This window comes from Kitasatospora sp. NPDC051170 (assembly GCF_044455705.1).
Lineage (GTDB): Bacteria > Actinomycetota > Actinomycetes > Streptomycetales > Streptomycetaceae > Kitasatospora.
In genome coordinates this window covers 502,969-524,889 of the sequence record NZ_JBITFA010000003.1, presented here as the reverse complement: position 1 = coordinate 524,889, position 21,921 = coordinate 502,969, and the positions used below count along the sequence as shown (strand labels likewise).

Sequence of the window (21,921 nt, the reverse complement as noted above, 5' to 3'; positions counted from 1 at the left end):
GTGAACTGACGTTCGGTGCAGGTCGGGTGACGGTTCGTGCCCGCGGCAAGTACTAGAGTGGTCGCCGTGGTGAGGTCGTGGGACGCGGCGGTGGAGCGGGCGCAGGACAGGCTGGCGGCGGGGCCGCGGCTGCGGGCGGTCGTCGGGGGTGACGAACGGCGGTTCGCCCTGTGGGACTTGGCGTCCCTGGTGGAGGGCGGGCTCGGTGAGCTGCTGGACCCGGACGCGGTGACGCCGGAGGCCGAGCGCGAGTGGCGCGAACGCCTGGGCGAGAGCGGCCGGGACTGGCCGGGCGGCGAGTTGTACCGCCGCCGCTACTGGATGCTCGACGAGGCCGGGGCCGTCGCCGGCACCGTCGCCGTGGACAACTGGACCAAGGGCCCCGGCCAGCTCGCCGTCTCCTCCCTCTACGTACGCCCGCAGGCGCGCGGCCGGGGCCTGGCCGCCGGCGCGATGGACGCGGTGTACGAGGCGTCCGCCGCCGAGGGCCTGCCCGGTTTCCGGCTGGAGGCGCACTGGTCGTGGCGCCACGCCGTGCGCTACTACCTGCGGCGGGGCCTGTGGGTGGTCGGCTGGCGCCACGCCCTCACGCTGGCCCGGATGCCCCAACTGCCGTGCTACCGGGTGCGTGAGGCGGACGGGCGGCTGCTCCTGCTGGTCGCCGACCCGCGCGGCGGGTGGACGCCGATACTGGCCGCCGGGTGCGAGGGCGGGCGGCTGCGGTTGGACGAGACGGCCCACTATCGGGGCACGGACGGCTGGGTGCACGAGTACGCCCGTTCCACGCTGGCCGTCCATCTCGCCCTGGCCGGAAGGCCGTTGGTGCGCGGCCCGCAGTGGTGGGCGGAGGCGTGGCGCTGGGCGGACGGCGGCGAGCCGGAGGGCCTGGCGTACCGGATCGAACAGCTCGAAAGCCAGGGCCACGGCCGAAGGCCCCAGCTGGCAGACTCGGGGGATGGCTGAGATCGAGATCGACGGCGCGCCCGCCGACCCGGCGCGCCTCGCCGCCCTGGGGCTGCTGAACTACGGGCACTTCACCACCCTGCGCGCCGAGGCGGGCCGCGTCCGGGGCCTGTCGCTGCACCTGGACCGGCTGGTCCGCGACTGCCGCACCCTGTTCGCCGCCGGGCTGGACCGGGCGGCCGTGCGCGAGCGCGTCCGCGCCGTCCTGCCGGCGGACGGGGCGCCGGTGATCGTCCGCGTCACGGTGTACGACCCCGGGCTCGGCCTGGAACGCCCCTCGGCTCCCGCCGCGCCCGCCCTGCTGGTCACCACCCGGCCGGCGCCCACCGCCGAACCGGCCCCGCTGCGGGTGCGCACGACGGCGTACCGGCGCGAACTTCCCGAGGTGAAGCACGTCGGACTGTTCGGCCTGGTCCACCACCGCCGCCAGGCCCAACTCGCCGGGTTCGACGACGTGTTGCTCGTCGACGAGGAGGGCCGGGTGACGGAGGGCGCCACCTGGAACCTCGGCCTGCTGGCGGGCCGCAAGCTGGTCTGGCCGCAGGGGCCGGTCCTGCCCGGCGTCACGGCCGCCCTGATCGAGGGCGCGTACGAGGGCCCGCAGTCCCACCGGCTGGTACACCTGAGCGAACTCGCCGACTACGACGGGGCGTTCGCCGTCAACGCGGGCATCGGCGTCCGCCCGATCGCGGGCGTGGACGCCGCCGCCTTCGACCCGGCCCACCCGGTGCTCGCCGAACTGCGGGCGGCCTACCGATCGGTGGAGCCGGAGGAACTGTAGGGATAACCCCACCCCGGACCCGCCAGCGGCCTTCATGGTGGCGCCCGTGCCGCCCTCCTAGCGTGGAACCCGTCGACGATCAGCGACGATTCCGAAGGAAGGCCCCATCCATGGCACGCCGCCACGACCGTCCGAGCACCGAACACCCCCTGCCGCTGCTCCTCGACCGGCCCGCGCCGCCCGCCGTCGAGATGCGCGGTGTGCGCCGCAGTTACGGGCGCGGCGGGGAGACCGTGCACGCGCTGCGGGGCCTCGACCTCACCCTGGAACGCGGCAGCTTCACCGCCGTGATGGGCCCCTCCGGCTCCGGCAAGTCCACCTTCCTGCAGTGCGCCGCCGGCCTGGACCGCCCCGACGACGGGCGGATCCGCCTCGGCGGCGAGGAGATCACCGGCCTGAGCGAGAACCGGCTGACCAGGCTGCGCCGCAGCCGGATCGGCTTCGTCTTCCAGTCCTTCAACCTGCTGCCCTCGCTGACGGTCGAGCAGAACGTCCTGCTCCCGCAGCGCCTCGCCGGCGAGCGCCAGGACCGGGCGCGGGCACGGGAGTTGCTGGCGCGCGTGGGCCTGGGCGAGCACGGCCGGCGCCGGCCCGGGCAGCTCTCCGGCGGGCAGCAGCAGCGCGTGGCGATCGCCCGGGCGCTGATCACCGAGCCGGACGTGGTCTTCGCCGACGAGCCGACCGGCGCGCTGGACACCACCACCGCGCACGAGGTGCTGGGCCTGCTGCGCCGCGCGGTGGACGGGCTGGGCGCGACCGTCGTCATGGTCACCCACGACCCGATGGCCGCCTCCTTCGCCGACCGGGTGCTCTTCCTCGCGGACGGCGCCATCGTCGACGACCTGCCGCATCCCGGCCCGCAGGCCGTCGCCGACCGGATGCTCGCGCTCACCGTCCGCCCGGCCGGAGCCACGGCCGGAGCGGCGTCCGGGGCCACGGCCGGAGCAGCGTCCGGAGCGGCGGCATGAGCAACGGCCTGGCCCGCGCCTCCGTGCGCTTCCGCCCCGCCGCCTTCGTCGGCACCCTGATCGCCCTGCTCTTCGGCGCCGCCGTGGTGACGGCCTGCGGCACCCTGCTCCAGACCGGTGTGACGGCGGGCCTGCACCCCGTCCGGTACGCGAACAGCCCGGTCGTGGTGGCCGCCGACCAGAACGTGGCGATCGAGGTGACCAACGGCCACAGCAAGCACACCCGGGAGAAGCCCACCCCCGAACGGGCCCGCATCGACGCCGCGCTGACGGAGCGCATCGCCGCCCTCCCGGGCGTGGCCGCGGCCCGCCCGGACACCGCGTTCCCAGTCACCGCCCCGGGCGTCCCGAGCATCCCGAACCCCCTGACCGGCCGCCCCTACGCCGCCCTCGGCATCGCCGGCCCGCAGGACGTCCTCCTCGAAGGCCGCGCGCCCGGCGCGAACGAGGTGGTGCTCGACGCCGACACGGCGCACGCCGCCCGTCTCACGCCCGGCGCGAGCCTCACCGTGACGGCGCCCGGCGGCACCGCGAGCTACCGCGTCTCCGGCCTCGCCGCCCCGCAGACCGCGGGCCCCACGGCCTGGCTCGCCGACGCCGAGGCCGACCGCCTCTCCGGCCACCCCGGCCGCATCGACGCCATCGCCGTCCAACCCCGCCCCGGCACCACCGACACCGCCCTCGCCGCCGAGATCCGCCGCACGGTCGGGCCCCTCGGCCCCCGGGCCCGCACCTACACCGGCGACGCCCGCGGCGCCGTCGAGCACCCCTCCCTCGGCGAGGCCCGCGTCCTGCTGATCGCCATCGGCGGCTCCTTCGGCGGCAACGCCACCGCGACCGCGATCTTCGTCGTCGTCAGCACCGTCGCCCTCGCCACCTCCCAGCGCGCCCGCGAGTTCGCCCTGCTGCGCGCCATCGGCGCCACCCCGCGCCAGATCCGCCGCACCATCGCCACCGAGGCCGCCCTCCTCGCCCCCGCCGCCGCCGCCCTCGGCGCCCTGCCCGGCATCGCCCTGGCCCGCTGGTGGTTCGACCAGCTGGTCGAGCGCGGCGCCGTCCCGGCCGGGGTGCAGCTCGACGTGGGCCCGCTGCCCGCCCTGGTCGCCGTCGCCGCCTGTACCCTCGCCGCGCTCGCCGCCGGGTACCTGGCCGCGCTGCGCCCGTCCCGGCTGCGCCCCGGGCAGGCGCTCGGCGAGGCCGCGCTCGCCCCCGCCCGTACGGGGTGGGTGCGTACGGGCCTCGGGCTGCTCTTCGCCGTCGGCGGCGTGGTGCTCGCCTTCGTCGCCGCCGCGCTGGACGGCGAGCAGGCGGCCAGCACGGCGCTCGGCGTGGTCATGTGCTTCCTGACGGCCGTCTCCTTCCTCGGCCCCTGGGTGGCCAGGGTCTTCGCCACCGTGCTCGGCGCCCCGCTGCGGGCCGCGGGCGCGCCCGGCTCGCTGGCCGCCGACAACGCCCGCGCCAACGCCCGCCGCCTGGCCTCCGCGATCACCCCGATCGTCCTGGTCACCGCCTTCTGCGGCACGATGCTGGCCCTCCAGGGCACCCTGCGCCACACCGCCGACACCAACGTCCGCGCGGGCGTCACCGCCGACCAGGTGGTCACCGCCGCCGGCCCGGGCCTGCCCGCCGGGACCGCCGGGAAGGCCGCCCGCCTGCCCGGGGTGGACACCGCCGTCGGCGTGCTGAACACGGGCCTGCTCTACGACAGCGGCGAGCACCTCTCCCGCGCCGACGCCCTCGCCGTGGACGGCGACCCGGCCCGGCTGTCCCGCGTCCTCGACCTCGGTGTGCGCACCGGCTCCCTCGCCGACCTCGGCCGCTCCGCCGACACCGTCGCCCTGGACGCGATGCTCGCCGACTCCCTCGGCGCCCGCGTCGGCGAGCGCGTCCCGCTGTGGCTGGGCGACGGCACCGCCGTCAGGCCCACCCTGGTCGCCACCTACGAGCGCGGCCTCGGCCTCGGCAGAGCGCTCCTGCCGCGCGCCGCCGTCGCCGCCCACGTCACCGCCGCGTACGACGGCCGCCTGCTCGTCGCCGACGCCCCCGGCGCGGACCGTACGGCGATGGCCGCCGCGCTCAAGGGCGTCGACCCCCGCGCCCAGGTCACCGACCGGGCCGGCTACGCCGCCCGGGCCGACCGGAACCTGGAGATCAACGGCTGGGCCAACACCGTGATGGCCGCCGTGCTCGGCGGGTTCGCCGCCGTCAGCGCCGCCAACACCCTGGTGATGACCGTCCTGGACCGCCGCCGCGAGATCGCCCTGCTGCGCCTGGCCGGCACCACCCGGCGCCAGGTGCGCGGCATGCTGCGCTGGGAGGCGCTGATCGTCGCCGCCTCCGGGCTGACGCTCGGCGCGGCCATCGCCTGGGTGACCCTGCTGCCGGTGGCCCGGGGGACCGCCGGCACCGGCCCGTACGTGCCGCCGCTGCTGGCCGGGGCGCTGCCCGCCGGGGCCGTCCTGCTCTGCCTCGCCGCCACCGCCCTGCCGGTCCGGGCGCTGCTGCGCGGCAACCCGGTGACGGCGGTGGGCGGCGCGTAGAGCGGCGGGCGGGGCGGCGGGCGGGGCGCGAATCCGGCGCGAAACCCGTGCGCGCTCCGCCGAACGGGGGAAATGTCCGGGTCGAGTGCCGGGAAATGGGGACATCCGATGATCGGAACGCCCTGTATTCGGGTGGAACATGACGTTTCGTCGGCTACGCTCACGCAGCCCTCCCCATCTGACCCATCCGACCCGTCCGAGAGCAAGACCTGGAGAACCAGAGCACCATGACCAGTCCCCCCGCGCCCCGCCTGCCGCTGATCCTGCTGCGCCTCATCACCGCCACGGTCACGCTCCTGGCCTTGCTCCAGGTCATGCTGGCCGGCAGCTTCCTCAACGGCACCTACGACTCCCTCAAGGCCCACGAGGGCACCGCGATGACGCTCTCCACCGCCCTGCTGGTCCAGCTGGTCGTGGCCGTCCTCGTCCGTTGGCCCGGCCGCGGCCCGCAGTGGCCGCTGTGGAGCACCGCGGGGCTCACCGCCGCCGTCGTCGCCCAGATCCTCTCGGGCTACGGCCGGGCCCTCGGCGTGCACGTCACCCTCGGCGTACTGACGGTCTCCGGCGTGCTGTTCGTCCTGGCCGGCGCCTGGCGGCTGCCGCTGCCCGCACCGGCCGGGCCCCGCCCCGCCGAGGAGGACGGCGCGGGCCGGCTGCCGCGCCCCGGCGGCCCGGTGGAGGTCGCCCGGTGAACCGGCGCCGCTTCCTGCGCCTCGGCGCCTCCGCCCTGGGCGCCGGGGCGCTGGCCGCCGTCGCCGTCCCCTCCGCGGCGCTGCTGCTCACCGAGGGCCGCCCGGGCCGGCTGCTCGACAGCGACCTGCCCCTGCCGGACGCCTTCCAGGTGCCGCTGCCCGTGCCCAAGATCCTCGCCCCGGTGCGCACGGACGCCGGGGCCGACTACTACGAGATCACCCAGCAGGTCGCCAGGCTGGAGATCCTGCCCGGGGTCACGACGGAGGCGTGGACGTACGGCGGCACCTTCCCCGGGCCGACCATCGCCGCCCGCTCCGGCCGCGCGGTGGTCGTCAAGCACCGCAACCAGCTGCCCGTCCCGTCCGTCGTCCACCTCCACGGCGGGCACACCCCGGCCGACAGCGATGGCTACCCGACCGACCTGCTCATGCCCGTCGGGTCCTCCTCCGACCACGCGGCACAAGCCATGGCGGGCATGCACGGCGTGCCGGGCATGCCGGGCATGGAGCACGCCAAGGCCAGGACCGCCACCGGCGAGCGCACCCACACCTACCCGGGCCTCCAGCGCGCCGCCACCCTCTGGTACCACGACCACCGCATGGGCTTCACCGGCCCCGGCGTCTGGCGCGGCCTGGCCGGCTTCCACCTCCTCCACGACGAGGAGGAGGCGTCCCTGCCCCTGCCCCGCGGCGACCGCGACCTCCCGCTGATGATCACCGACCGCTCCTTCGCCGCGGACGGCTCCTTCCACTACCCCTCCGCCGACGCCACCCTCGCCGAACCCGGCGTCGCCGACGGCTACGCCAACGGCGTCCTCGGCGACGTCATCCTCGTCAACGGCGCCCCCTGGCCCCGCCTGGACGTCGACCGCGCCCACTACCGGCTGCGCCTGCTCAACGCCTCCAACGCCCGCCTCTACCGCCTCGAACTCGACCCCCAGCCCTCCGACGGCGACGCCCTCGTCCAGATCGGCTCGGACGGCGGGCTGCTCGCCGCCCCCGTCGCCCACGACGCCGTCGAGATCGCCCCCGCCGAACGCTTCGACGTGGTCGTCGACTTCTCCCGCTACGCCCCCGGCACCCAGGTCCGCCTGATGAACCGATTCGGCACCGGCCGCACCGAGGAGGTGATGCGCTTCGACGTCTCCTCCCGCGCCGTCACCGACGACGCCCGGGTGCCCGACACCCTCTCCACCATCGCGGGCCTGGACCCGAACGCCGTCACCGTCACCCGCGACTTCGCCTTCCGCCGCAGCCGCGGCGACGGCTGGACGATCAACGGCGACCTGTACGAGCCCGGCCGCGACCTCGCCGCCCCCGCCCTCGGCGCCACCGAACTGTGGCGCTTCACCAGCGACCTGCACCACCCCGTGCACCTGCACCTCGACCCGTTCCAGGTGCAAAGCCGCGACGGGAAGGAGCCCGGCCCCTACGACGCCGGCTGGAAGGACACCGTCGACCTGCGGCCGGCCGAGGCGGTGGAGGTGCTGGTGCGCTTCACCGACTACGCGGGGACGTACATGATCCACTGCCACAACCTGGAGCACGAGGACATGGCGATGATGGCGGACTTCACCATCAGCTGAGCGTGTCAAGCCCATCAGGCGGATGGGCGCGGCATCATCCGAACGGACCAGTACCGGAGGGCGGGCGCTGCGCCCTCCGGCACTCCTGCCCTAGCCTCGCCAGGAAGCCCCGCCACGGTGGAACCCCCTGGGAGCCGCGCCATGACCACCCCCGCCGAACGCCGCCGCCGAGGCCGCGCCGCCCGCGAGCGGATCTCCCGCTCCGAGCACGGGCGGTGGATCCCCGCCGCCGACCGGCCCGATCCGGTGGACGTGCTGATCCGCCAGGGCGAGGACCGCGTCGCCCGGCTGCTGCCCATCCGCTACGGGCGCATGGCCGACACCCCGTTCACGTACCTGCGCGGCGCCGCCGCCGTCATGGCCGCCGACCTCGCCGCCGTCCCCGGCACCGGGATCACCGTCCAACTCTGCGGCGACGCCCACCTGTTGAACTTCGGCGTCTTCGCCTCGCCCGAACGCAGGCTGCTCTTCGACCTCAACGACTTCGACGAGACCTACCCCGGCCCCTTCGAGTGGGACGTCAAACGCCTCGCCGCCAGCCTCGCCGTCGCCGCCCGGGACAACGGCCAGGACGGCGACCGGCCCCGCCGCGCCGCCCTCGCCGCCGTCCAGGGCTACGCCGAGGCCATGCGCCACCTCGCGGGCCGGGGCGAACTCGACGTCTGGTACACCCACATCGACACCGCCGACCTGCTCACCGTGCTGCGCAAGCCCAAGCAGCGCAAGCAGGTCGAGGCCGGCCTCGCCCACGCCCGGCGCCGCACCAGCCTCCAGGCCCTCGGCAAGCTCACCGAGGAGCGCGACGGGCAGCGGCGCATCATCAATTCGCCCCCGCTGATCGAACCGCTGAGGAAGACCGAACTGCGCGCCGTCGGCCAGGTGTTCAGCGACTACCGCGCCACCCTCGCCGAGGACCGGCGCGTCCTGCTCGACCGCTACCGCTTCGTCGACGCGGCGACCAAGGTCGTCGGCGTCGGCAGCGTCGGCACCCGCTGCTACATCGTCCTGCTGGAGGGCCGCGACGCCCGCGACCCGCTGTTCCTCCAGCTCAAGGAGGCCGGCCGCTCGGTGCTGGAGGACCACCTGCCCGCCACCCGCGTGGACGCCGAGGTCGCCGCCCACCACGGGGGCCGCCGCGTCGTCACCGGCCAGCACCTGATGCAGGCCGGCAGCGACGTCTTCCTCGGCTGGACCACCGGCCCCGAGGGCCGCCACTTCTACGGCCGCCAGCTGCGCGACATGAAGGGCTCCGCGGACGTCGCCGCCATGTCCCCCGCCGCCCTGCGCACCTACGGCGACCTCTGCGGCCGCACCCTGGCCCGCGCCCACGCCCGCACCGGCGACCGCCTCGCCATCGCGGGGTACCTGGGCGGCGCGGACGTCTTCGCCGAGGCCGTCGCCGACTTCGCCGTCCACTACGCCGACCGGACGGCGGCCGACCGCGAGCTCCTGCTGGAGGCCATCGCCACCGGACGGATCACCGCGACCCCGGGGGTCTGAGCCACGCCGTCCCGGTCTGTTCAGCGGCGGCGGAGGCCGTCCCAGACCAGCCGGAAGAGGTGCTCGCGCCGCTCGGCGAGGGAGGGGGACTGGTCGGCGATCCAGCCGAGGGCGTTGGCGAGGGCGAACAGGTCGAGGGGGGTCACCTCGGGGCGCACGGCGCCCGCCTCCTGGGCGGCGAGGAGGAGGCGGCCGCCGGCCTCGCGCATGCGCAGGCAACTGGCGTGGAGGGCGGAGTCGGGGGAGTGGAGGGTGGCCACGAGGGCGGCGGGCAGGTCGCGGTAGGCGGCGGCGCCGAGGGTGAACTCCTGGAGCCAGTCGACGAGGGCGCGTTCGGGGTCGGCGGTCGTGGTGGTCCCGGCGTGCTCGGCGCGTTCGGCGCGTTCGGCGTGCTCGGCGAGGGCCTCGAAGCGTCGGCCGAGCAGGGCCTCCAGCAGGTCGTCCCGGGTGGGGAAGTGCCGGTAGAGGGTGCCGAGGCCGACCTCGGCGCGCCGGGCGACGTCGCGCAGTGACGCCTGGACGCCCTCCTCGGCGACGAGTTCGGCCGCCGCCGCCAGCAGGCGGTCGCGGTTGCGCTGGGCGTCGGCGCGCGGGGTGCGGGGCGGCATGGGGGCTGGTCCTGTTCGGTCGTTGACAAGCGGAGCACTGCTCCGGTTAAGTTCTTTCCGGAGCAGTGCTCCGGATTCTACTGGGGAGAGGGGAACAGCTGTGTCACGAACCATGGGGGCCGTCCGCCTGCACGCCTTCGGCGAGCCCGAGGTGCTGCGGTACGAGGAGGTGGCCCGCCCGGAGCCCGGCCCGGGCGAGGTGCTGGTACGGGTCCACGCGGCGGGCGTCAACCCGCCCGACTGGTACGCCCGGCGCGGCTTCGAGAAGTTCCCGCCGGAACTGCGCCCCGACTGGCGGCCGCCGCTGATCATCGGCAGCGACATCTCCGGCGTCGTCGCCGGGACGGGCGAGGGCGTCGACGACTGGCGGGCCGGGGACGAGGTCTTCGCGCTGGTCAACTTCCCCGGCCGGAGCTCCGGTTACGCCGAGTACGCCGTCGCGCGCGCCACCGACCTCGCCCGCAAGCCGCCCGGGATCACGCACCTCGAGGCCGCCGCCGCCCCGATGGTCACCCTGACGGCCCACCAGTTCATCGACAAGAATCTGAAGTACGGCGGGGGCGGCACCGCAGTGATCGTCGGAGCGGCGGGCGGCATCGGACACATCGCCCTCCAACTCGTCCGCGCCGCAGGGGCGGAGGAGGTCGTCGCCGTCGCCTCGGGCCGCCACGAGGAGTTCGTGCGAAGCCTCGGCGCCGACCGCTTCGTCGACTACACCCGGACCTCCGTCGCCGAAGCCGTCCACGACGCCACCCTGCTCCTCGACACCGTCGGCGGCCCCGACGCCCACCGCCTGCTCCCCGCCCTGCGCCGGGGCGGCGACCTCGTCCCCGTCTTCCTCGGCGACTACCGCCCCGACCGGGCCCGCGAGCTGGGCGTCAACGTCCACACCGACCTCTGGCAGGTGCGCTCCAGCGGCTCCGACCTCACCCACGTGGCCGGTCTGCTCGCGGACGGCCGGCTGCGCGTCGCCATCGACTCGGTGTTCCCCCTGCGCGAGGCCGCCGCCGCCCACCGCCGGGCCGAGGAGGGGCACCTCCAGGGCAAGATCGTCCTGCAGGTCGTCTGACCTCCGAGGGAGCTGGGCGGCTTCCCGGACGGTGACGGCTGATCGCTTCGCGGCTTAGGGTGTCCACGAAGGGGGGCGAGGATGAAGCGTCGTCATGTGACCGGTATGGCTCTGGCCGGTGCGGCACTGGCACCGCTGGTGCTGTGCGTGCTCGGCCGGTGGGAGAGCCGCTTCGGCGGGCACGGGGCGGTCGCCGACGCGCTCAACCACCCGGTGCCGGCACTCGGGCTGACGGGTGTGCTGCTGCTGATCGGGGTGATCGTCCGGGGCCGGGCCGACATGCTCGGGCTGTTCACGGGCCTGGTCGCGGGTGGCGGCGGGTGCATGCTGCTGGCGGCGGCCGCCCTGTCCTCTCTGGGCCTCGGTGACTTCGGCGGGGTGACCGAGACCCGCGAGAGCTCGCCAGACCGCCCCGACCACGTGCTCGTCGTCATCCACGACAGCTCCACGGGCGAGACCGAGACCCAGTCCTGGAAGGTCCGCCTGGAGACCGGGGCCGGCCCGCTGGCCCGCCGCTGGACGCTGGTCAGCATGCCCGCCCGCTACCCGGGCGACGGCGAGCTGTCCTCCGCCCGCTGGCTCGGCCCCGGCCGGTTCGAGGTCCGCACCGACCTCGGCGCGAAGGTGTACGAGGTCGACGGCTCCACCGGCCGCCCGACCGTCGTCTCCACCACGGGCAACGTCGGCTCACTGTCCTGATCGATTGTCAGTGCCCTGTGCAAGGGTGATCGCCATGACGAAGACGTACCAGGTCGAGGTGGACGGCCTCGCACCCGTGTCCGCCGCCGACCGGACGGGCCTCACCCGCGCCCTGGAGCAGCTGGAGGTGCCCGGCCGGGACTTCCTGGTGCTCAGCCGCGCCGAGGAGGACTACGCCCAGGCGTACCAGCACGGCCCCGAGGACTGGCAGATCGAGTACCGCGAGGGCTCCGCCGAGCGCCACTACCAGACCACGGAGCACCAGTCCCGCGAGCAGACCGAACGCCTGCTCTGGGGCTGGATATCCGCCGACCCCGACTGGCAGGAGGAGGTCACCTGGCGCCGCCTCAGCGCCGAGGACCTGGCGGGGAGCGAGGAGGAGTAGATCAGCGCCCGCCCGTGACGGCGCGCCAGCGCGGCGCCTCGTCGTCGGGGGTGTCCGGGCTGCCGAAGTGGAAGGGCACGCCGAGGCGGTCGGCGAGGGCTCGGCCCGCGCGCTCGGCGGCCACCGCCGAGGGGTGGCGGCCGGGTCCGGCGGCCTCCTCGCCGAGGTGGCGCTCGGCGGTCGACCAGTAGACGGTGGCCAGGGCGGCCTCTCCGTCCGGCTCGGCGGTGACGGCCAGCAGGACCACGAACCAGTCGTGGACGGTGTCGCCGTCCCAGATCGCCTCGATAGCGAGGAGGCGCCCGACGCATCCGGCGGCCCGGCGGGCCAGCGACTCCAGGTCGAGCGGGCTCTCCGGGCGGCGGGCGATCCGGTCGCCGTGGTGGGCGTAGCGGTCGCCGGCGATCAGCTGCGCGTTGCCGAGCCCGATGTCGACGGGCGCGCGGCCGACGTCCCGGATGAGCTTCAGCGCGTTCATGAGGGCGTCCTGCAGGACGAATCCGTCGATCTGCTCGCGGATTCCGGCCGGCAGGCCGTCCCACCATGCGGCCCTGGCCGCCTCGTTCATGTCCACGCGGGTCAAGGTACCAAGATCCTCAACGCCCCCCGTTCGATTTTCACCTCCACCGGCAGGGCCGCGATGAACTCGCCGTCCGCATAGGCCGTGATGCCCGGGCACTCGATGCGCAGCGCGTCCGTCCGCAGGGTGGTGACCTCCGCCCGCCGCACGTGGGTGCCCTTGAAGAGGGTGGGGAAGAAGCGGGCGACGCGCAGGCGCGGCATGGCGTCGACGAGGGTGACGTCGAAGAGGCCGTCGTCGGGCAGGGCGCCGGGGCACATCAGCATGCCGCCGCCGTAGCTGCGGGTGTTGCCGACGGCGGCGAGGGTCAGGTCGCGTTCGAGGACGGTGCCGTCGGCGAGGGTGAGGCGGAAGGGCAGGGGGCGCAGGTTGGCGAACTCGATGAGGATCGCCAGGTTGTAGCGCATCCGGCCGCGGGGCCAGCGCAGGCGGTTGGTGCGGTCGCTGACCAGGGAGTCGAAGCCGGTGGCCAGCACCGAGCCGAAGTAGCGCGCCGCGCCGTCGGGGCCGGTGATGCGGCCGAGGTCGACGGTGCGGGTGCGGCCGGCGGCGATGACCTCGGCGGCGGCCTCGGGGGAGCCGAGGGGCAGGCCGTACTCGCGGGCGTGGTCGTTGCCGGTGCCCGCCGGTATGACCCCGAGGGGGACGGCGGTGCCGGCCAGTGCCTGGACGGCGAGGTTGATCATGCCGTCCCCGCCGACGACGGCGACGGCGTCGACCCCGTCCGCCACCGCCTCGCGCGCCAGCCGCCCGGCGTCCTCGGCGCTGCGCCCGGCGTGGGCGTCGACCTGGACGCCGAGGGCCCGCAGCCGGGCGACGGCCCGCTCGGCGGCGGGGCCGGAGTGGCCGGCCCCCGCCGCCGGGTTGGTGAGCACGGCCACTCTCCGGACGCCGCCCACTACGGGATCAGCTTGCCGGGGTTGAGGATGCCCGCCGGGTCGAGTTCGGCCTTGACGGCGCGCAGGATGCGCACGCCGAGGTCGCCGATCTCGTCGGTCATCCAGGGCCGGTGGTCGGCGCCGACGGCGTGGTGGTGGCTGATGGTGCCGCCCGAGCGCATGATCGCGTCGCAGGCGGCCCGCTTGGCGGCGGCCCACTGCTCCAGCGGCTCCTCGCCGAGGGCGGCGACGACGGTGAAGTAGAGGGAGGCGCCGGTCGGGTAGACGTGCGAGATGTGGCAGAGCACGAGCGCGCCGGGCAGGGCTTCGGTGAGCGCGGCGGTGACGGCGAAGCGCAGTCCCGGGAGGCCGCCCCAGCCGGCGGCGGTCTCCAGGGTCTCGCAGAGGGCGCCCGCGTCGAGCAGCGAGTCGCGCAGGTAGGGGGCGTTGAAGCGGCCGTGCTCCCAGGCGCGGGCGGGGGCCTCGCCGAGGGAGGTGCCGCCGGCGGCGAGGAGGGTCTCCCGGGTGAGGCGGTGGCGGGCCGCGACCTGGTCGGCGGTGCCCTCGAAGACGGTGACGGCCAGGCAGCCGGTGACGGCCGGGGTGTCGCCGATCTTCTCGGTCATGGCGAGGTTGACCATGGTCTCGGCCTCGTCGGAGAGCCGGATGACGGTCGGCCCGGTGCCCTGCTGCTCGACGGCGCGCAGCGCGTCCGTCCCGGTGGTGAAGTCGGGGAAGCTCCACGCCTCGTACGCCTTGACGGCGGGCAGGCGGTGCACGCGCAGGCGGACGGCGGTGATGACGCCGAGGGTGCCCTCGGAGCCGAGGAAGAGCTGGCGCAGGTCGGGGCCGGCGGCGGAGGCGGGGGCGCGGCCGAGGTCGAGGACGCCCGCGGGGGTGACGACGCGCAGGCCGCGCACCATCTCGTCGAAGCGCCCGTACCCGGCGGAGTCCTGGCCGGAGGAGCGGGTGGCGGCGAACCCGCCGATGGTGGCGTAGCGGAAGCTCTGCGGGTAGTGGCCGAGCTCCCAGCCGCGTTCGGCGAGCAGCGCCTCCGCCGCCGGGCCGGTGAGGCCCGCGCCGAGGACGGCCTCGCCGGAGGTCTCGTCGAGGGCGAGCAGCCGGTCGAGGCGGCGCAGGTCGAGGGAGACGACGGCGCGCAGGCCCCCGCGCTCGGGGTCGAGGCCCCCGACGACGCTGGTGCCGCCGCCGAAGGGGACGACGGCGAGGCGGCGTTCGGCGCAGAGGGCGAGGACGGCGGCGATCTCGTCCTCGTCGCCGGGCAGGACGACGGCGTCGGGCGCGTCCTGGGCGGCGCGGCTGCGGCGGCGCAGCAGGTCGGGGGTGGACTTGCCGCCGGCGCGGGGCAGCCGGTCGGCGTCGGCGGCGCTGACGTGCGCCTCGCCGACGGACGCGGCGAGCGCCTTCAGGTCCTCGGGCGCGATCCGGGAGGGGGCGAGGACGGCCTCGTCGGCGCCGGGGCCGGGCGCGGCGTCACCGGTGACCCCGAGGGCGGCCGCGAGCAGGCCCTTGACCTCGGCGGGCAGCTCCTTGGCGAGGGCCGGGTCGCCCCAGGCGTTCCACTTCATCGGGGGGAGCGGCAGTGCGGCGCCGTCCGGTCCTGCTTGCGTCTCTGGTGCCATGCGTTACAGTTTCACACATCATGTCAAGTAGTAACGCCGAGCCTCAGCGCATCGAAGCGCGCCTCGAAGGTACAGACGCCCGCAGCACCGACGACGCCATCCTGGACGCCGCCGCCGACCTGATCGTCCACCTCGGCGTGCGCCGCACCCAGCTGGCCGAGATCGCCCGCCGCGCCGGGGTCAGCCGCCCGACCGTCTACCGGCGCTGGCCGGACGTGCGGGCGGTCATCGGCGCCCTCCTCACCCGGGAGATCCTCGCCACCATCCAGGGCGGCGCTGCCCTCGCCTTCGCCGACCTCGACTCCTTCGTCGAGCGCATCGTCGACGTGGCCGTGCGCCTGCGCGACCACCCCGTGCTCGGCGCGCTGCTGCACTCCGAGGACTCCGACCTGCTGCTCGAGTACGTCGTCGAACGGCTCGGCACCAGCCAGCGGGGCCTGCTGGAGGCCCTGCGCGCCGGCATCGAGCAGGGCCAGGCCCACGGCTCGGTCCGGCCCGGCGAGCCCGTCGAACTGGCCGCCATGGTCCTGCTGATAGCCCAGTCCACCGTCCAGTCCCACCGCATGGTCGCCTCGCTGCTCCCCGAGGCCGCCTGGCGCCGCGAACTGGCCAGAGCACTGAACGGATACCTCGCGCCGTGACCCCCAAGGGCAACCCCCACGCCGGAACCAGCCGACTCGACGCCCAGCGCCGCAGGACGGACCTCGAAGACCTCGCCGCCGCGCCCCGCGTCGACCTGCTGGTGATCGGCGGCGGCGTCACCGGCGCCGGGGTCGCCCTGGACGCCGCCTCGCGCGGGCTGCGCACCGTCCTGGTCGAATCCCGCGACCTCGCCTTCGGGACGAGCCGCTGGAGCTCCAAGCTCGTCCACGGCGGACTGCGCTACCTCGCCACCGGACGCATCGGCGTGGCCCGCGAGAGCGCGATCGAACGCGGCGTGCTGATGACCCGCACCGCCCCGCACCTCACCCGCGCCATGCCCCAACTCGTGCCGCTGCTCCCGGACTTGCTGAACGCCGGGCAGGTGGCCCTGATCCGCGCCGGCTTCCACGCCGGCGACGCGCTGCGCCGCACCGCCGGCACCCCGGGCAGCCTGCTGCCGCGCGTGCGCCGCATCGACGCCGCCCGCACCCGCCGGCTCGTACCCGGTGTGCGGACGGACGGGCTGCGCGGGGCCCTGGTCGCCCACGACGGCCAACTCGTCGACGACGCGCGGCTGGTGGTCGCCCTGGCCCGGACCGCCGCGCAGTACGGCGCGACGGTGCTGACCAGGGTGCGGGCCGAGGAGGTCACCGGCACCTCGGCACGACTGGTGGACGCCCTCACCGGGGAGCGCCTGGACATCCGGGCGGCCGCGGTGGTCAACGCCACCGGCGTGTGGGCCGACCAGGTCGACGCCTCGATCAAGCTGCGCCCCAGCCGGGGCACCCACCTGCTGGTCGACGCCGCCGCCCTCGGCCACCCGACCGCCGCGCTCACCGTGCCGGTGCCCGGCTCCATCAGCCGCTTCGTCTTCGCGCTGCCCCAGCAGCTCGGCCGCGTCGCCATCGGGCTCACCGACGAGGACGCGCCCGGCCCCGTCCCGGACGAGCCGCGGCCCAGCGACGGCGAGGTGACCTTCCTCCTCGACACCGTCAACGCCGCCCTCGCCACCACCCTCACCCGCGCCGACCTGCGCGGCGCGTACGCGGGGCTGCGCCCGCTGATCGACACCGGCGGCGGCAGCACCGCCGACATCTCGCGCGAGCACGCGGTGCTGGAGTCCCCGAACGGCGTGATCACCGTCGTCGGCGGCAAGCTCACCACCTACCGGCGGATGGCCCAGGACGCCGTCGACACCGCCGTCCGCCTGCGGGGCCTGCCCGGGCGCGGCTGCTGGACGGCCCGCCTGCCGCTGATCGGGGCGCCGGGCCACCGCGACAGCCGTCCGGTGGAGGCCTCCACCCTGCCCGCCTCGCTGCTCGCCCGGCACGGGGGGCTGGCCCACGAGGTGCTGGGCGCGGGGGAGTCGGAGCCGATCGCGGAGGGCCTGGACGTGACCCGCGCCGAGATCGTCTACGCCGTCACCCACGAGGGCGCCCTGGACGCCTCCGACGTCCTGGACCGCCGCACGCGTCTGGGCCTCGTCCGCGAGGACGCCGAGCGGGCCCGCGCGGCGGTGGAGGAGATCGTCGGCGAGCTGGTGGAGGAGGGCCGCCCGGCCTGAGGCGCGGCCTGAGACGCGGCCTGAGACGTACGGCGGCCCGGCACCACCCACGTGGTGCCGGGCCGCCGTACGTCCGCTACTGCTTGACCGGAGCCTGGAGGGCCCAGAGCCGCCCGTCGGGGTCGCGGACGGTCATCATCCGGGTGCCGAAGTGGGTGTCCTCGAAGGGGGTGACCACCTCGAGGCCCTCGGCGGCCACGAACGCGTCGGCGTCCTCGACCTGGAGGACCAGCTGGACGGAGGTCTCGCGGTCGGCCGGGACCTCGGCGATGAAGACGCTCGGGCTGTCGCCGTTGCGCAGTTGGCCGGAGTTGTGGTCGGTCTCGAACTCCAGCTCGTAGCCCAGGCCTTGGAAGAACTTCGCGGCCTTGCCCCAGTTGTGGGTCTCCATGAACACGGCTTCGATGCCTCGGGTCGACATGTCAGTCCTCCTCGGTGGACGGGTGCTCGTTCTCCGGGCGCGGGTCATCGAGGTAGGCGCGCAGGGCCTCGGCGACGAGCGCCGACAGCGACAGCTCCGACTCGATGGCGCGGTACTTGACCTGCTTGATCAGCTCGACCGGCAGGTAGACGTTGAACTGCTTCACTTCCTCGTTTCCCACGCCATGAAGGCTAGCACGCTAGATTGCTAGCAATCTAGTGACAAGGCGCCGCCGGAGGACGGAGGGGCGGTGCTCAGCGCGCGGTGCGCTCGGGCATCGGGTGGTCGGTGCCGGCGAGTTCGAGGGTGCAGGCGAGCGGGTGCTCCGGTGCGCCCGTGCGTTCCAGGCGGACGGCGAGCGGGGTGGGTGGCTCCTCGGCGAGCTGGCCGGACAGGAGGAGCGGGTAGACGCCGTGGCCGTGCACGCGGTGGAAGGCGCACTCCTTGCCGTCCACCAGCAGTTCGGTCTCCGTGATCACCGTGCCGGAGCGGACGTTGACGGTGACGGAGTGGCCGTGCTCGTCGAGGTGGAAGCTGTACCGCCTGCGCATGGGGGCCTCCCGCCGCTGGGTTCATCGTCAGTCTAGGTCGGCCGCCCGCACCCGGCGCTCCGGAAGCGTGCCCCAACCGACGCCGTCCGGGGGGTGGCGGTTCCCGGGGGCGGCCCGGAAAAATACCAGGGGGGAGCCCGCCCGCAGGCGGATTCTCGCGATCTCTACAGTGTTGTAGATTCGTCCGCAGGGAGAGATCCGAGGAGGGCATTGTGGGAGTTTCGCTGGCCAAGGGCGGCAACGTCTCGCTGAGCAAGGAGGCGCCGGGTCTGAGCGCCGTGATCGTGGGGCTCGGCTGGGACGTTCGCACCACCACCGGGGCCGACTACGACCTGGACGCCAGTGCGCTGCTGTGCAACGCGCTCGGCAAGGTGGTCTCGGACCAGCACTTCGTCTTCTTCAACAACCTGCGCAGCCCCGAGGGTTCCGTCGAGCACAGCGGCGACAACCTGACCGGCGGCGGCGACGGCGACGACGAGCAGATCAAGGTGGACCTCTCCCGGGTGCCGTCCGACGTGGCCAAGGTGGTCTTCCCGGTGTCGATCTACGACGCCGACGCGCGCCTGCAGAACTTCGGCCAGGTCCGCAACGCGTTCATCCGCATCGTGAACCAGGCCAACGGCCAGGAGCTCGCCCGCTACGACCTCTCCGAGGACGCCTCCACCGAGACCGCGATGGTCTTCGGCGAGCTGTACCGCAACGGCGTCGAGTGGAAGTTCCGCGCCATAGGGCAGGGCTACGCCTCCGGTCTGCGCGGCATCGCGACCGACTACGGCGTGAACGTCTGAGGCGAGTGACCCGGCCCCGGCCCGCAGTGACTGCGGACCGGGGCTCTTTGCGCTTTCCGAGCCTATGCAACTAGTTGCATAGGCTCAAGGCCGTCCCCTACCCTTCGGTAACAACCACCCCCGGCAGACGCACGCCCGCAGGAGAGTCGATGACCCCCGAGCCCGGCCCGTACCCCCACCTGCTCAGCCCGCTCGACCTCGGCTTCACCACCCTGCCCAACCGCGTGATCATGGGCTCCATGCACGTCGGCCTGGAGGAGGCCCCCGACGGCTACGAGCGGATGGCCGCCTTCTACGCCGAGCGCGCCGCCGGCGGCGTCGGCCTGATCGTCACCGGCGGCATCGCCCCCAACGAGGCCGGCCGCCCCTGGGACGGCGGCGCCAAGCTCACCACCGAGGAGGAGGCCGCCGAACACCGCGTCGTCACCGACGCCGTGCACGCCGCGGGCGGGAAGATCGCCCTGCAGATCCTTCACTTCGGCCGCTACGCCTACCACCCCGGTCTCGTCGCCCCCAGCGCCCTCCAGGCCCCGATCAGCCCGTTCGTCCCCAACGAGCTCACCGCCGAGCAGGTCGAGCAGACCGTCGAGGACTTCGCCCGCTGCGCCGAACTCGCCCGCCTCGCCGGCTACGACGGCGTCGAGATCATGGGCTCCGAGGGCTACCTGATCAACGAGTTCGTCGTCGCCGCGACCAACCGCCGCGAGGACGAGTGGGGCGGCCCGTACGAGCGGCGCATGCGCTTCCCCGTGGAGATCGTGCGGCGGGTGCGCGAGCGCGTCGGCGAGGACTTCATCATCGTCTACCGCCTCTCCATGCTCGACCTGGTGCCCGGCGGCTCCACCCTGGAGGAGGTCGTCCAGCTCGCCAAGGCCGTCGAGGCGGCCGGGGCGAGCGTCATCAACTCCGGCATCGGCTGGCACGAGGCCCGCATCCCCACCATCGCCACCTCCGTCCCGCGCGGCGCCTTCGCCTGGGTCACCAAGCGGATCATGGGCGAGGTCGGCATCCCGCTGGTCGCCACCAACCGCATCAACACCCCCGAGATCGCCGAGCAGTTGCTCGCGGACGGCTGCGCCGACCTCGTCTCCATGGCCCGCCCGCTGCTCGCCGACGCCGCCTTCGTCGCCAAGGCCCGCGACGGCCGCGCCGACGCCATCAACACCTGCATCGGCTGCAACCAGGCGTGCCTGGACCACACCTTCAGCCTCAAGATCACCTCCTGCCTGGTCAACCCGCGCGCCTGCCACGAGACCGAACTCGTGCTCTCCCCGACCAAGCTCCGCAAGCGCATCGGCGTGGTCGGCGCGGGCCCGGCCGGTCTCGCCTTCTCCGTCTCCGCCGCCGAACGCGGCCACGACGTCACCCTCTTCGACGCCGCCGAGGTGATCGGCGGACAGCTCAACATCGCCCGACTCGTCCCCGGCAAGGAGGAGTTCGACGAGACCCTGCGCTACTTCCGCACCCGGCTCGCCGAGTTGGGCGTCACCCAGCGCCTCGGCGCGCTCGTCGACGCCGAACAGCTCGCGGGCGAGGGCTTCGACGAGATCGTCCTCGCCACCGGCGTCACCCCCCGAACTCCCGCCGACATCCCCGGAATCGACCACCCCAAGGTGCTCGGCTACCTCGACGTGCTGCGCGACGGCGCGCCCGTCGGCGAGAGCGTGGCGATCCTCGGCGCGGGCGGCATAGGCTTCGACGTCGCCGAGTACCTGACCGACTCCGGGGACGAGGCCAGCCTCAACCCGCCCGTGTTCCAGGCGAAGTGGGGCATCGACGCCGAGTACCGCGAGCGCGGAGGCCTGCGCACCCCCTCGCGCCCGACCCCTCCCCGCCGAGTCCACCTGCTGCAGCGCAAGACCGGCAAGGTCGGCGCCGGGCTCGGCAAGACCACCGGCTGGATCCACCGCACCGAACTCAAGCACCGGGGCGTGACGATGCTCGCCGGCGCGACGTACGACCTGATCGACGACGCCGGGCTCCACGTCACCGTGGACGGCGAGCGTCAGCTCCTGCCCGTCGACACCGTGGTGCTGTGCACCGGCCAGGAACCGCGCCGCGACCTGTACGAGGCGCTGCGCGAGCGCGGCGTGAGTGCCCACCTGATCGGCGGCGCGGACGTGGCGGCGGAGCTGGACGCCAAGCGGGCCGTCAAGCAGGGCACGGAGCTGGCCGCGGCGCTCTGACACCCGGCGTTCGCGGGTACGGGGATCACTCCGACCTGGAGCGATCCCCGCCCGACGCGCCCGGCGCGGGCCCCGGTGGGACACTGGTGCTTCCGTCCCTGTCCGAATGCCCGACTCTCTCGACCGGGGGCCCGTATGTCGTCCCTTCCGAGGTCTCTCCACGCCCTCACCGCCGCCGCCCTCTGCGCGGCGGTCGCCCTGGGCCCGGCCCACCTGGCGGCCGCCGCCGCTCCGGCCGACGAACTCCCGACCGCCGACCAGCTGAAGGCGGCGCTGCTCGACGCCAACGACCTGGGCCCGCAGTCCGGCTTCAGCGAGGCACCCCCGCAGAGCCCGAGTCCGGGCGGGAACCCCAGCCCCGTGAGCGGCTGCGACGCGCTGTCCGCGCTCCTCAACTCCCATGCCGGGCAGCCGACTCCGACCGTCCCGCACGCCGAGACCGAACTCGACGGCCCCGGCGGCAGCCCGATGGTGACGGAGTCCCTCACCGCGGAGCCCCTGGACAAGGTGAACACCGACTTCGCCAAGGCCACGGACGCGTTCAAGACCTGCACGACGGTCACCTTCGACGCGGGCACCCCCGACGAGGTGACCTTCAAGGTCAGCCCCATCGCCCTCGGCGACCGCCAGGACGCCCCCGCCGTCCGCCTCGACGGCACCATCGGCGGCGTCCAGCTCAACGCCTACATCGGCATCGAGCGCTTCGGCACGGTCGGCATGGCCTTCGGCTTCTTCCAGCGCGACGAGTCCTCCTCCCAGCTCGCCTCGTTCCAGTACCGGACGGCCGTCGCGAAGGTCGAACGCTCCCTGGGGACGAAGGCGGGCTCCACCACCCCGCCGACGACCGTGGCCACACCGGGCATGGCGGTCTGAGCCG

The 21,921-nt window shown here is 74.6% G+C and carries 22 protein-coding genes; 15 read left to right on the top strand and 7 right to left on the bottom strand.

Going from position 1 to position 21,921, the window contains the following annotated elements; all coding sequences use genetic code 11:
* The first annotated feature begins 66 nt into the window (after positions 1-66).
* The 7 genes from ACIBCA_RS09410 to ACIBCA_RS09380 all read left to right on the top strand — a co-directional run bounded on the left by ACIBCA_RS09410 (position 67) and on the right by ACIBCA_RS09380 (position 9,030).
* Positions 67-963: a GNAT family N-acetyltransferase gene (locus tag ACIBCA_RS09410; protein ID WP_396282245.1), complete on the top strand. Its 897-nt coding sequence runs from the start codon at positions 67-69 to the stop codon at positions 961-963.
* On the top strand, positions 956-1,744 hold the full coding sequence (locus tag ACIBCA_RS09405; RefSeq protein ID WP_396282244.1) for an aminotransferase class IV: 789 nt from the start codon (positions 956-958) through the stop codon (positions 1,742-1,744). The genes ACIBCA_RS09410 and ACIBCA_RS09405 overlap by 8 nt, the downstream gene beginning before the upstream one ends.
* A gap of 110 nt (positions 1,745-1,854) precedes the next feature.
* Entirely contained in the window at positions 1,855-2,712 is an 858-nt protein-coding gene (locus ACIBCA_RS09400; RefSeq protein ID WP_396282243.1) for an ABC transporter ATP-binding protein, read from the top strand.
* On the top strand, positions 2,709-5,252 hold the full coding sequence (locus ACIBCA_RS09395; RefSeq protein ID WP_396282242.1) for an ABC transporter permease: 2,544 nt from the start codon (positions 2,709-2,711) through the stop codon (positions 5,250-5,252). Before ACIBCA_RS09400 ends, ACIBCA_RS09395 begins: the two co-directional genes overlap by 4 nt.
* 227 nt (positions 5,253-5,479) lie before the next feature.
* Positions 5,480-5,944 carry a hypothetical protein gene (locus ACIBCA_RS09390; RefSeq protein WP_396282241.1) on the top strand — a complete coding sequence of 155 codons (465 nt, stop codon included), beginning with the start codon at positions 5,480-5,482 and terminating at the stop codon, positions 5,942-5,944.
* On the top strand, positions 5,941-7,530 hold the full coding sequence (locus tag ACIBCA_RS09385; protein WP_396282240.1) for a multicopper oxidase family protein: 1,590 nt from the start codon (positions 5,941-5,943) through the stop codon (positions 7,528-7,530). The genes ACIBCA_RS09390 and ACIBCA_RS09385 overlap by 4 nt, the downstream gene beginning before the upstream one ends.
* 141 nt (positions 7,531-7,671) lie before the next feature.
* Positions 7,672-9,030 carry a DUF2252 domain-containing protein gene (locus tag ACIBCA_RS09380; RefSeq protein ID WP_396282239.1) on the top strand — a complete coding sequence of 453 codons (1,359 nt, stop codon included), beginning with the start codon at positions 7,672-7,674 and terminating at the stop codon, positions 9,028-9,030.
* Between the two features lie 20 nt (positions 9,031-9,050).
* Here the strand turns inward: ACIBCA_RS09380 and ACIBCA_RS09375 are convergent, their stop codons facing one another.
* Positions 9,051-9,638 (bottom strand): TetR/AcrR family transcriptional regulator, encoded by a 588-nt coding sequence (locus ACIBCA_RS09375; RefSeq protein WP_396282238.1) that lies wholly within the window; start codon positions 9,636-9,638, stop codon positions 9,051-9,053.
* Between the two features lie 112 nt (positions 9,639-9,750).
* On the opposite strand from ACIBCA_RS09375, the gene ACIBCA_RS09370 reads away from it, so the two are divergent.
* The 3 genes from ACIBCA_RS09370 to ACIBCA_RS09360 all read left to right on the top strand — a co-directional run bounded on the left by ACIBCA_RS09370 (position 9,751) and on the right by ACIBCA_RS09360 (position 11,791).
* Positions 9,751-10,707, top strand: coding sequence for an NADP-dependent oxidoreductase (locus tag ACIBCA_RS09370; protein ID WP_396282408.1), 957 nt, complete (start codon positions 9,751-9,753; stop codon positions 10,705-10,707).
* Positions 10,708-10,788: 81 nt separating this feature from the next.
* Positions 10,789-11,406 carry a hypothetical protein gene (locus ACIBCA_RS09365; RefSeq protein WP_396282237.1) on the top strand — a complete coding sequence of 206 codons (618 nt, stop codon included), beginning with the start codon at positions 10,789-10,791 and terminating at the stop codon, positions 11,404-11,406.
* Positions 11,407-11,440: 34 nt separating this feature from the next.
* Positions 11,441-11,791, top strand: coding sequence for a hypothetical protein (locus ACIBCA_RS09360; protein WP_396282236.1), 351 nt, complete (start codon positions 11,441-11,443; stop codon positions 11,789-11,791).
* 1 nt (position 11,792) lies between these two features.
* On the opposite strand, the gene ACIBCA_RS09355 is transcribed toward ACIBCA_RS09360, so the two are convergent.
* The 3 genes from ACIBCA_RS09355 to ACIBCA_RS09345 are packed head-to-tail and all read right to left on the bottom strand — an operon-like array spanning position 11,793 to position 14,892.
* The gene (locus tag ACIBCA_RS09355; RefSeq protein ID WP_396282407.1) at positions 11,793-12,359 is read right to left on the bottom strand and encodes a hypothetical protein; all 567 of its coding nucleotides are present in this window, start codon (positions 12,357-12,359) and stop codon (positions 11,793-11,795) included.
* 11 nt (positions 12,360-12,370) lie between these two features.
* A complete protein-coding gene (locus ACIBCA_RS09350) occupies positions 12,371-13,270 on the bottom strand; it encodes a diacylglycerol kinase (protein WP_396282235.1) in 900 nt (299 codons plus the stop codon).
* Positions 13,270-14,892, bottom strand: a complete 1,623-nt coding sequence (locus tag ACIBCA_RS09345; RefSeq protein WP_396282234.1) for an FAD-binding oxidoreductase — start codon at positions 14,890-14,892, stop codon at positions 13,270-13,272. The genes ACIBCA_RS09350 and ACIBCA_RS09345 overlap by 1 nt, the downstream gene beginning before the upstream one ends.
* A gap of 20 nt (positions 14,893-14,912) precedes the next feature.
* On the opposite strand from ACIBCA_RS09345, the gene ACIBCA_RS09340 reads away from it, so the two are divergent.
* Both ACIBCA_RS09340 and ACIBCA_RS09335 read left to right on the top strand, forming a co-directional pair.
* A complete protein-coding gene (locus ACIBCA_RS09340) occupies positions 14,913-15,533 on the top strand; it encodes a TetR/AcrR family transcriptional regulator (RefSeq protein ID WP_396282233.1) in 621 nt (206 codons plus the stop codon).
* Positions 15,530-17,098, top strand: a complete 1,569-nt coding sequence (locus ACIBCA_RS09335; protein ID WP_396282232.1) for a glycerol-3-phosphate dehydrogenase/oxidase — start codon at positions 15,530-15,532, stop codon at positions 17,096-17,098. Before ACIBCA_RS09340 ends, ACIBCA_RS09335 begins: the two co-directional genes overlap by 4 nt.
* Positions 17,099-17,174: 76 nt before the next feature.
* Here the strand turns inward: ACIBCA_RS09335 and ACIBCA_RS09330 are convergent, their stop codons facing one another.
* The 3 genes from ACIBCA_RS09330 to ACIBCA_RS09320 form a co-directional block, all read right to left on the bottom strand.
* Entirely contained in the window at positions 17,175-17,519 is a 345-nt protein-coding gene (locus tag ACIBCA_RS09330; RefSeq protein ID WP_396282231.1) for a VOC family protein, read from the bottom strand.
* A gap of 1 nt (position 17,520) precedes the next feature.
* Complete coding sequence (locus tag ACIBCA_RS09325) at positions 17,521-17,700, bottom strand: CopG family transcriptional regulator (protein WP_396282230.1); 180 nt, start codon at positions 17,698-17,700, stop codon at positions 17,521-17,523.
* 73 nt (positions 17,701-17,773) lie between these two features.
* On the bottom strand, positions 17,774-18,070 hold the full coding sequence (locus tag ACIBCA_RS09320) for a hypothetical protein (protein WP_396282229.1): 297 nt from the start codon (positions 18,068-18,070) through the stop codon (positions 17,774-17,776).
* 212 nt (positions 18,071-18,282) lie between these two features.
* On the opposite strand from ACIBCA_RS09320, the gene ACIBCA_RS09315 reads away from it, so the two are divergent.
* The 3 genes from ACIBCA_RS09315 (at position 18,283) to ACIBCA_RS09305 (ending at position 21,917) form a co-directional block, all read left to right on the top strand.
* Positions 18,283-18,858, top strand: coding sequence for a TerD family protein (locus ACIBCA_RS09315; RefSeq protein ID WP_396282228.1), 576 nt, complete (start codon positions 18,283-18,285; stop codon positions 18,856-18,858).
* 149 nt (positions 18,859-19,007) lie between these two features.
* Positions 19,008-21,044 (top strand): FAD-dependent oxidoreductase, encoded by a 2,037-nt coding sequence (locus ACIBCA_RS09310; RefSeq protein ID WP_396282227.1) that lies wholly within the window; start codon positions 19,008-19,010, stop codon positions 21,042-21,044.
* 135 nt (positions 21,045-21,179) lie between these two features.
* Positions 21,180-21,917, top strand: a complete 738-nt coding sequence (locus tag ACIBCA_RS09305; protein ID WP_396282226.1) for a hypothetical protein — start codon at positions 21,180-21,182, stop codon at positions 21,915-21,917.
* Positions 21,918-21,921: the final 4 nt, after the last annotated feature.

Bases quoted from the DNA above. Each gene is read 5' to 3' on its own strand.
- ACIBCA_RS09395 (WP_396282242.1), top strand. From the start codon at position 2,709: ATGAGCAACGGCCTGGCCCGCGCCTCCGTGCGCTTCCGCCCCGCCGCC.
- ACIBCA_RS09330 (WP_396282231.1), bottom strand. From the start codon at position 17,519: ATGTCGACCCGAGGCATCGAAGCCGTGTTCATGGAGACCCACAACTGG.
- ACIBCA_RS09310 (WP_396282227.1), top strand. From the start codon at position 19,008: ATGACCCCCGAGCCCGGCCCGTACCCCCACCTGCTCAGCCCGCTCGAC.
- ACIBCA_RS09320 (WP_396282229.1), bottom strand. From the start codon at position 18,070: ATGCGCAGGCGGTACAGCTTCCACCTCGACGAGCACGGCCACTCCGTC.
- ACIBCA_RS09400 (WP_396282243.1), top strand. From the start codon at position 1,855: ATGGCACGCCGCCACGACCGTCCGAGCACCGAACACCCCCTGCCGCTG.
- ACIBCA_RS09390 (WP_396282241.1), top strand. From the start codon at position 5,480: ATGACCAGTCCCCCCGCGCCCCGCCTGCCGCTGATCCTGCTGCGCCTC.
- ACIBCA_RS09370 (WP_396282408.1), top strand. From the start codon at position 9,751: ATGGGGGCCGTCCGCCTGCACGCCTTCGGCGAGCCCGAGGTGCTGCGG.
- ACIBCA_RS09360 (WP_396282236.1), top strand. From the start codon at position 11,441: ATGACGAAGACGTACCAGGTCGAGGTGGACGGCCTCGCACCCGTGTCC.
- ACIBCA_RS09305 (WP_396282226.1), top strand. From the start codon at position 21,180: ATGTCGTCCCTTCCGAGGTCTCTCCACGCCCTCACCGCCGCCGCCCTC.
- ACIBCA_RS09355 (WP_396282407.1), bottom strand. From the start codon at position 12,359: ATGAACGAGGCGGCCAGGGCCGCATGGTGGGACGGCCTGCCGGCCGGA.
- ACIBCA_RS09340 (WP_396282233.1), top strand. From the start codon at position 14,913: ATGTCAAGTAGTAACGCCGAGCCTCAGCGCATCGAAGCGCGCCTCGAA.
- ACIBCA_RS09345 (WP_396282234.1), bottom strand. From the start codon at position 14,892: ATGGCACCAGAGACGCAAGCAGGACCGGACGGCGCCGCACTGCCGCTC.
- ACIBCA_RS09405 (WP_396282244.1), top strand. From the start codon at position 956: ATGGCTGAGATCGAGATCGACGGCGCGCCCGCCGACCCGGCGCGCCTC.
- ACIBCA_RS09375 (WP_396282238.1), bottom strand. From the start codon at position 9,638: ATGCCGCCCCGCACCCCGCGCGCCGACGCCCAGCGCAACCGCGACCGC.
- ACIBCA_RS09380 (WP_396282239.1), top strand. From the start codon at position 7,672: ATGACCACCCCCGCCGAACGCCGCCGCCGAGGCCGCGCCGCCCGCGAG.
- ACIBCA_RS09365 (WP_396282237.1), top strand. From the start codon at position 10,789: ATGAAGCGTCGTCATGTGACCGGTATGGCTCTGGCCGGTGCGGCACTG.